The organism is Flavobacterium rhizophilum (genome assembly GCF_046000485.1).
GTDB lineage: Bacteria > Bacteroidota > Bacteroidia > Flavobacteriales > Flavobacteriaceae > Flavobacterium > Flavobacterium rhizophilum.
Genome location: NZ_JBELQB010000005.1, coordinates 312,232 through 320,630, shown reverse-complemented (window position 1 = coordinate 320,630; position 8,399 = coordinate 312,232). Strand labels below are relative to the sequence as shown.

Annotated in this window: 6 protein-coding genes; 3 read left to right on the top strand and 3 right to left on the bottom strand. The window is 37.0% G+C overall.

What is annotated here, in order from left to right; all coding sequences use genetic code 11:
* Positions 1 to 297: 297 nt before the first annotated feature.
* Entirely contained in the window at positions 298 to 3,549 is a 3,252-nt protein-coding gene (locus tag ABS768_RS08750) for a T9SS type B sorting domain-containing protein (protein ID WP_408074582.1), read from the top strand.
* Positions 3,550 to 3,554: 5 nt separating this feature from the next.
* Here ABS768_RS08750 and ABS768_RS08745 read toward each other — a convergent pair whose 3' ends face one another.
* On the bottom strand, positions 3,555 to 3,998 hold the full coding sequence (locus tag ABS768_RS08745; protein ID WP_408074580.1) for a DUF4268 domain-containing protein: 444 nt from the start codon (positions 3,996 to 3,998) through the stop codon (positions 3,555 to 3,557).
* A gap of 65 nt (positions 3,999 to 4,063) precedes the next feature.
* Here ABS768_RS08745 and ABS768_RS08740 point away from each other — a divergent pair, with 65 nt between their 5' ends.
* Together ABS768_RS08740 and ABS768_RS08735 are read left to right on the top strand one after the other, a co-directional pair.
* Positions 4,064 to 4,702, top strand: coding sequence for an NUDIX hydrolase (locus ABS768_RS08740; RefSeq protein ID WP_408074578.1), 639 nt, complete (start codon positions 4,064 to 4,066; stop codon positions 4,700 to 4,702).
* A 46-nt stretch (positions 4,703 to 4,748) separates the two neighbouring features.
* A complete protein-coding gene (locus ABS768_RS08735; protein WP_408074577.1) occupies positions 4,749 to 5,552 on the top strand; it encodes a lysophospholipid acyltransferase family protein in 804 nt (267 codons plus the stop codon).
* 28 nt (positions 5,553 to 5,580) lie between these two features.
* Here ABS768_RS08735 and ABS768_RS08730 read toward each other — a convergent pair whose 3' ends face one another.
* A complete protein-coding gene (locus ABS768_RS08730; protein WP_408074576.1) occupies positions 5,581 to 6,108 on the bottom strand; it encodes a hypothetical protein in 528 nt (175 codons plus the stop codon).
* A gap of 11 nt (positions 6,109 to 6,119) precedes the next feature.
* Complete coding sequence (locus ABS768_RS08725; protein WP_408074575.1) at positions 6,120 to 8,228, bottom strand: TonB-dependent receptor domain-containing protein; 2,109 nt, start codon at positions 8,226 to 8,228, stop codon at positions 6,120 to 6,122.
* Positions 8,229 to 8,399 lie beyond the last annotated feature (171 nt).

Genomic DNA, 8,399 nt, shown 5'->3' with positions numbered 1-8,399 from the left:
ACTGCAATTTGTGGGAGAGTATGACACTGCCTTTCTTTTAAAAACCCTATCCTTTAATGGATAGGGTTTTTTGTTTTATATAGGTTTGGTGGTAGGGAAAATTATTTTTTAGCTGTTATTTATTTAGTAACTACAGTGATAACCGTTTATCGATGAATTCTATCTTTATAACGATTTAGTATTCAGTTATTTAAAAAATAATTATATACTTGTGCTACCAAACTGTAAATCAACCATTTTACCTTATGCATAATAATTACTCTTAAAAAAAGGATAAGTATATACGCTGAACAGAAGATGAAGTTGATTAAGTTTTTATTATTCGCCTTGGTGTTATTTACAAATAGTGTAAATGCCCAGTTATCTGATTTTGATTTAAATGTTACAAAAACAGATGAAACCTGTTTCGGGAACGGTAGCCTTACTTTCGAAGTTTCTAACCTAACCCCCGATGCAACTGTATTCTATACCATTTATTTACTTCCGGATACAGACAATCCCATAGCAGTCATTACAGAAACCACTCTTGGTAGTCTTACTTCAGGTGAGTATCGTGTTATAGCTACTCAAACACTCGATGACGAGTCTAATACTCAAGAACAGGATATAACCATTAATAACCTTATTGTAGATTTTGCTATTGAAGTAACCTCGGCAGATGAATCATGTTCCAATGGCGCAACTATTATTGTCAATGCACTTTCGGGCGAGTTGGCAGAGTGTGAAATCATATCGGGACCGGTAACACGTCCGCTACAAACTGATAACGAATTCCATAATTTACCAGCAGGTACTTATAATGTAAGAGCTTTTGATGCCTGTGGTATTGGGAAAGTTAAAACGTATGTGTTGGAAGTACTTGATTTAGATCCTGAAATATCGGCTTCATTTTATCCTGATGTTGTTATCAATTCATGTGATTCAATAACTGTTAGCAATACGGTATCACTTGAAACCGGTTCTATATCTTATCCTGTTACTATTGAATACAATATCCATGTTCCGGGAGAACCTGATACTACAACCACACAGGTTTATGATAGTGGTGCACCAAGTTCTATAGATGTATCTGAAGTTTTACCCCTTGTAGATGGTGTTAGCTATGAAATCACAATTACAAACGGCTGTGGCGATTCGGTTACATCTCAGCCTTATTTTGTAGAACCTGATATTGACGCTGTATTATCCAGTTATAAAGGGATATGCGGCAACAAGTTTTTGGTACTTAACGTTTCCAAATTCATGGAGTCTTATACGGTTACTTTTTTAAATGCGCCGGATGGTTTTGATCCGGCAGATTTTGTCCCTAATCCAAGCGGACCTTATACAGAATCGTCTGTTGCTTATGGAGATGAAGAAAACCCTGTTCCATTTGGTGTTTATGAAGTAATGGTTGAAGATGAATGCGGGCGTACTGCTACGACTCAGTTAAATGTAGAATTTGAACCTTATATCCCTTCGCTAACAGGACGTAATAATGGCTGTTTTTCCCTTTTTGGAAGAATAAGAGCCAGCATTGAGGATTTAGAGATTGTTTTTGCCGAGATAATATCGGCTCCGGATACTTATGAAGCAACTTTACCTGAAGATGTAAGTGATCATATTACCAGTCAGGGAGTTTTGGCATTAAATAATATGCCGCTTGGCATCTATACTCTTCATCTTATTGACGAATGTGGTTATGAGTATGAGGAAGAAGTGGAAGTGCCGGAATTTGTAGAGCAGGATTTTGGAGGTACTACTGTTCCGTCGTGTGAAGAAGGAATAGGCAGTGTATCTGTTAGTAGTGGTAATGGTTCGCTTAGTTCGATGCAAATTATTTCTGCGCCTGCTACTTTTGGTGAGCTACTACCTTATGACGTTACTGAGTTTATAGATACCACAGTAGGTGATTTGTTTATGGCAAATTTACCGGAAGGTGAATATGTTTTTCAGGGTACCGATGTTTGTGATCTTACTAAAACGCTTACTATTACAATAGAAGGCTATCATCCGCCAACAGACGCCTTTGAATTCACTCCGCTTTGTGGTAGTTTTAGTGTAAAGGTTGTTGATGATAGTAACGGCACTCAGGGAGCTCAATACTGGCTGCAGCGATTTGATCCGGCAACACAAACGTGGGGACATCCGCAAACAGGAGTGGTTTATACAGATGGTGCTATACCAAACAGTTCAAACTCACTACAGGTACAAAATAATACACCTGTAAACAACTTAAATTATTCGGGAGATTTCAGGATTATCAAATACCACGAAGGTTTTGGTAACGGAAGTCAGGAAAATGTAAGTTGCCTGGAACTTTTAGGAGAATTTAATTATACCGAAATTCTAACCATTGCCGGGGCTTATACGTTGGCATGTGCAGGGAGTCCTAATGATGTTTTTCTTGATATAGCCGGATATCCTACTTCAATAAGAATAACCCACATGAACGGTGTTCCTTTTGTAATTGATAACGGAACAGATCCTGTATTTACAAATCTTGCAGAAGGTGAGTATACGTTTAGGGTGGAGGATAACTGTGGTAATATTGTTATTCGTTCGTTTAATGTACAGTCACTACCTTCTATTGCTACCGCAAATGATGTAAGTGATATGATTGTTTGTGTACCCCAAGGTTCGGGTAATACTTTTGAATTCGATTTATCTCAGCAAAATGCGGGATTATTAGGAGAGCAATCGGCTTCCCTGTATACTATAACTTATTATACCACACAACAAAATGCCGAGGCAGGAATTAATCCACTTCCGTCATTATATACTAACGTTATTAACGGTCAAAATATTTATGCCAGGGTAGAACACAACCAGATAGATCTTTGCTATGATATCACTTCCTTTAAATTATTTGTAGGGGATATACCTGAACCTGTTATTACTACTACAGGTGTAATTTGTAATGGTAGTACGTTACAGCTTGTGGCCGAAAGCGGTTATGCCTCTTATCTTTGGAATACAGGAGAGACTACAAGAACAATAACGGTTTCACAGCCGGGAACTTATAGTGTTACGGTAGAACGTTCGTATGGAGACAGGTTTTGTGAGGGGACTACATCGGTAGATGTGATTCCGTCTGAAGCGCCGTCAATGCTGGAGGTTACTATTGACGACTGGACCGATGACGAAAATGTGATTACTGTACAGGCACAGGGCACAGGAGATTATGAGTATTCTATAGATGGTGTAACATATCAGGATGATAATCATTTTTATGATTTGGAAACGGGTATTTACCAGATATACGTGAGGGATAAAAATGGTTGCGGCTCTAAAACCGACGAAGTTGCGTTACTACATTACCCTAATTATTTTACGCCAAACGGAGATGGGCATCATGACCGATGGAGAATTAAATTTTCGTTTAAAGAGCCTGATTTACATATAGATATTTACGACCGTTACGGTAAGTTACTGGTTACTTTCGGACCTAATTATGAAGGATGGGACGGTACTTTTAATGGGCATCCTCTACCATCTACAGATTACTGGTTTGTTGTAACCAGACAGGACGGAAGGCAGCACAGGGGACACTTTTCACTTATTAGGTAGCCCAATTAGGTATTAATTTCCAGATCCTTTATATAGTCTTCATACTCATAGAAAAACAGTTCAAACGCCCCCATTTTTTCATTAAAGAAATCAAATATCTCATTCCATGAGTTTCTGTTATGCAGGCTTATTCCGGTTTTCTCTACCCAAATACGGCTTATAATCTTACCGTTTTCCAAGTGATGATGTCTTTCGAAAATGGCATCGGGTAAATGTTCTTCAAGTAATATGTTTTTTAACGACTCTATTTTCTCAAAGTATATTTTGCGTTTCTCTTCATCCTTAGGCTCTATATCCAGCATAACCTGAGCTTTTTTGTTATCTACAAAAAACTTAAAGGTTACATCTTTAATCTTGGTATTGTACAAAAGCCATTTACGCGGATATGCATCGGCAAATGCGGTCCAAAACTCTTTTTTCATCTGTTGTGATTCGGCTTTGCTAAACATGGCTTATAAGTTTTAATTGTGCTCCTTTTGGAGTATCTTTATTAAATAAATTAGATTATTGCCTGATGAAGTTTACAGACTTTTTAAATTATGTACCAAAAATAATAAATCAGGAGTTACCAGCCTTTAATGCACACGCAAAAATGGCTCCTATAGAGCGTATTAGTTCGTTAAACCCTGATTACTATAAAGATAACAATCCGAAACAAAGTGCCGTGATGATGCTGTTTTACCCAAAACAGGAGGAGGCACACTTAATATTAATACGCCGAAATGAATATCCTGGGGTACATTCTGCCCAAATATCGTTTCCGGGAGGTCAGGTAGATCCTGTGGATACTGATCTTAAAGCAACAGCCCTACGTGAAACCTATGAGGAAGTAGGGGTTATACCTTCGGCTATTGATGTGGTAATGCCGTTTACCGAAATTTATATACCACCCAGTAATTTTCTGGTAAAACCGTTTTTAGGCCTTACTGCAGAAACACCACACTTTATCCCTAACCCCGATGAAGTTACAGCACTTATAGAACTGCCGCTAAGTATTTTTCTGGACGATTCGATAGTAATTACCACCGAAATGGAAACATCTTATTCCCAAAAAATAATGGTTCCGGCATTTAAGTTTGAAGACTATATTGTTTGGGGAGCTACCGCCATGATATTAAGCGAATTGAAAGAAACTATAAAAAGAGTACTATAATGCTGACGATTTTGTAATTTTGCAGTTCGTACTTTAGAAAAAAACTATGGGTTTATTTAAAACAAATCCGTTTGGACATATATTATTTTTAAAAAGATGGCTTATAAGACTTTTTGGCGTAATGACTCACAGGCGCTACAGAGGTTTTAATGAGCTGCAGATAGAAGGATCGGAAATTATAAAAGCATTACCGGAAACCAATGTTCTTTTTATATCTAATCACCAAACTTATTTTGCCGATGTGGTAGCTATGTTCCATGTGTTTAACGCCAGCCTTAAGGGTAGGGTAGACAGTATTAAAAACGTGGGTTACCTGTGGAATCCTAAGCTTAATATATATTATGTAGCGGCTAAGGAAACCATGAAATCTGGTTTACTACCAAGAATACTTGCTTATGCCGGTGCTATTACGGTAGAGCGTACCTGGAGGGCAAAGGGGGAGGAGATTAAGCGTGATGTTAATCCAAACGATACAGAGAATATCAAAATAGCCTTAGATGACGGTTGGGTTATTACCTTCCCACAGGGAACTACAAAACCGTTTAAGCCTATCCGTAAGGGTACGGCCCATATTATTAAGCAACACAAGCCTATTGTAGTACCTATTGTTATTGACGGGTTTAGACGTTCGTTTGATAAAAAGGGGCTTAGAATGAAAAAGAAAGGCATACTACAGTCCTTCATTATAAAAGAGCCGCTTGATATCGATTATGAAAACGAAACAATAGATGAAATTGTAGAGAAAATTGAATTTGCCATAGAGCAGCATCCGTCCTTCCTTAAGGTAATACCAGCCGAAGAGTTGGAAGCACAGGAAGAACTGAATAAAAAACGACAGTGGGATTATTAACCACTTACTTACATAACCAAAAAAGAGGCTATTTAGCCTCTTTTTTGGTTTTATTGGGTGACTCCCAGGGGAAGTATTTGTTGAGTAGAAATGATATTGGGAACAGTACTAAAAAAGTGATGACTAGTATTATTACATAAATAACAGTTATATCTGCAGGTGAACTGAGAATTTTGTCTATAAAAAGGCGATAAGGAGGTTTGTGTTTAACAGTTATTATAAAATCTATTAGTCCATATAAAGATATTACACCAAAAAACCAACTGGTAATTAGCATTATGAGGCTTTTAGCAATTAGCTTACTGTTTAGTAAAGGAGCTCGTTTAGAGCGCCTGAACATAAAAACAGGAAATATTATAAGGGCAGCAAAAGGTATAAAAACTGTAATATAAATAAGTAGGTCTCTTAGCGTTTCAGATACATCCGTAAGCCACCTTATTAAAAAGATTAAAGGTGTTAAGGCCATAATAAGTAAAAATATAGCAACATAATACTTTTTAAAATCCTGCCATTTTAATTTAACTTCAAACTCATCTTCGTTTAATAAGTTGACCATTTTTTGTACTATTAGTTACCTATTGTATTTTGTTCATCATTAGTAGGGACACTATTTAAAATATTGCCTTCTTCCTTAGCCTGTTTGTTTTTACTTGGTATTTTATAGCTCAGTGAAAAACCTACCCTTCGTGAGTCATATCGGCTGTTGTATAGCAGGTCGGTTTGTGCTATGCTAAGATTTTGGTGAACGGTATTCAGTAAGTCGTTTACATATAGTGATACCGAAAGGTTGTCTGACAGGAACTTTTTAGAGAAAGTTAAATCTACCCTTTGGTTAAGAGGTTTATCAACTATATAATAGTTATAGTAACCACCTGTGTTTGTTGTTCCATATGAAGCCGTAAACTTAACCTTGGCAGGTAGTATAATTTGTGAAGTAAGGTTAATGTTCCAAACGCTTTTGGTATCAAGCCCCGGTATTATGTTTTTTTGATTTCCTACATATATGAAAAGGAAGTTAATCTCATCGGGGTTAAAATCAAACTCAAGTGTTTTCTTCAAGCCTTTTGTAAAAAGCATGTAAGGTATAGGTATACCAAAGTTAAAGTTATATATGGTTGCATTGTCCACGTTTTCATTTGTAGTGGCAGCACCGTTATCAGTAGTAATTACCCTGTTTATAATTTGGTTGTTGGCATCGGTGATGGAGTAGTTTATAAAAAAGTACTCAAATGCATTAAGTTCCAGCTCGTAATTGTTATAAATGGTAGGCTGTAGGAACGGGTTACCAAACGAACCAAGATTAGGGTTTTGATAGCTTGTATTATTAGGGTTTAACGCCGATGTATTAGGCAGCCTTATTTTTTTGTTATAACTGGCATTTACATGTATTTGTGGCATTACATTATACTGTACCAGTGCGTTAGGGAAAAATCGGGTTTGTTTAAATGGTACAAGGTCATCACTACCGGCAGTACCATGAATGTCATATGATTCCAGCCTGCTCCCTACAATAAACTCAAAGTTTTTGTAGTTGGCATGTCCTTCTGCATAAACCCCTAATGTGGTACGCGAATAATCAAGATTTGTTGAACCAAAACTTTTGGCCTCAAAATCAAGTTTATCGGCTAGCGCACCTACACTGATTTTTGTTTTATCTAAAAATTCCAACTGTTGTGAATAGTCAGTTTTAAACTGATAGAAATTTTGGTCGCTGTCATTATTCAAAACAATGTTATCACTTAGCCTTGAATCCTGGTCAAAGTTTCCGTTATTGTTGTTATAGTTTAAACGGAAATCCAGTTTTTTAAACGGGTTTTCAAAACGCTTTTGATAAGTAAGCATTACATCGTTATAAAAGTTTTTGGTTTTCCCTTTATCGTCCGATACAAAACCGTCACCTACTGCATTGATGTAAGAGGAACTATTATTGGTAGTGATATCGTAGTTAACAAGAAGCCTGTCCATTTTAAAATCAAACTTCAATCCTGTTTTAAGGTAGTAGTAACGATTGTTCCTGTCGGTTAAATTTCGGGAAATTAAATAATCAGGACTAAAAAACTCGCTTGACTGATAGCTTTCATTGTAGCTTTGCCCTGCATTTATCTGCCAGTTAAACAGGCTGTTGCCCGAGTTTAAAGTAAGGCTGTTATTAAATCGGTGTCTTGAATTATCGTAGTTGGTATAGCTGTATCCGTTAGAGTAGGTAGCACTAAGGTATTTTTGGGATTTTTTTGAAGATACAATATTGATAATCGCACCGCCTGATGTGGCAGGGAACTCGGCTCCCGGATGTGTTATTATTTCTACTTTTTCAATAGTGTTTCCCGGTATACCTTCAAGGTATGCGGTAAGATCCTGACTGTAAATATTAAGCGGACGACCATCCATGTATACCTGTAGTCCTTTACCCTGGTACATCATTCCGGCAACGTCTGAAACGATAAGTCCCGGTAGTTTTTTTAGTCCGTCAAGAAGCATTCCTGAGTTTAGATGTGATTGTTCGGAAAAGTCAAAAATCACACGATCGGCCTGACGCTCAACTGCTTTTTTCTTTTTCTCCAGTACCACTTCATCCAGTTCGGTTTCCATTTTTTTTATGGAGTCGTTTGCGGTTTTATCCTGAGCATAGAGAAACACCGAGAAAGTCAAAAGTATTGAGGTTAAAATTGGTTTCATAAGGTTGTTGGTTTTTTTTGGTATCATAAAATAATTGAGAGGGAGGGCAATCCCTAAACAATAAGGTTACGAAATATGGTTTGGTTTATTTGAGCAATTTTGAGGCATTAATATCAAAAAAAATGCCAGTACAACTTTTATAGCTTTTATGTTACTGAAAATCTTTAAGAA

Excerpts from the sequence above, each read along its gene's own strand:
- ABS768_RS08750 (WP_408074582.1), top strand. The coding sequence starts at position 298 with ATGAAGTTGATTAAGTTTTTATTATTCGCCTTGGTGTTATTTACAAAT.
- ABS768_RS08740 (WP_408074578.1), top strand. The coding sequence starts at position 4,064 with ATGAAGTTTACAGACTTTTTAAATTATGTACCAAAAATAATAAATCAG.
- ABS768_RS08730 (WP_408074576.1), bottom strand. The coding sequence starts at position 6,108 with ATGGTCAACTTATTAAACGAAGATGAGTTTGAAGTTAAATTAAAATGG.
- ABS768_RS08725 (WP_408074575.1), bottom strand. The coding sequence starts at position 8,228 with ATGAAACCAATTTTAACCTCAATACTTTTGACTTTCTCGGTGTTTCTC.
- ABS768_RS08735 (WP_408074577.1), top strand. The coding sequence starts at position 4,749 with ATGGGTTTATTTAAAACAAATCCGTTTGGACATATATTATTTTTAAAA.
- ABS768_RS08745 (WP_408074580.1), bottom strand. The coding sequence starts at position 3,998 with ATGTTTAGCAAAGCCGAATCACAACAGATGAAAAAAGAGTTTTGGACC.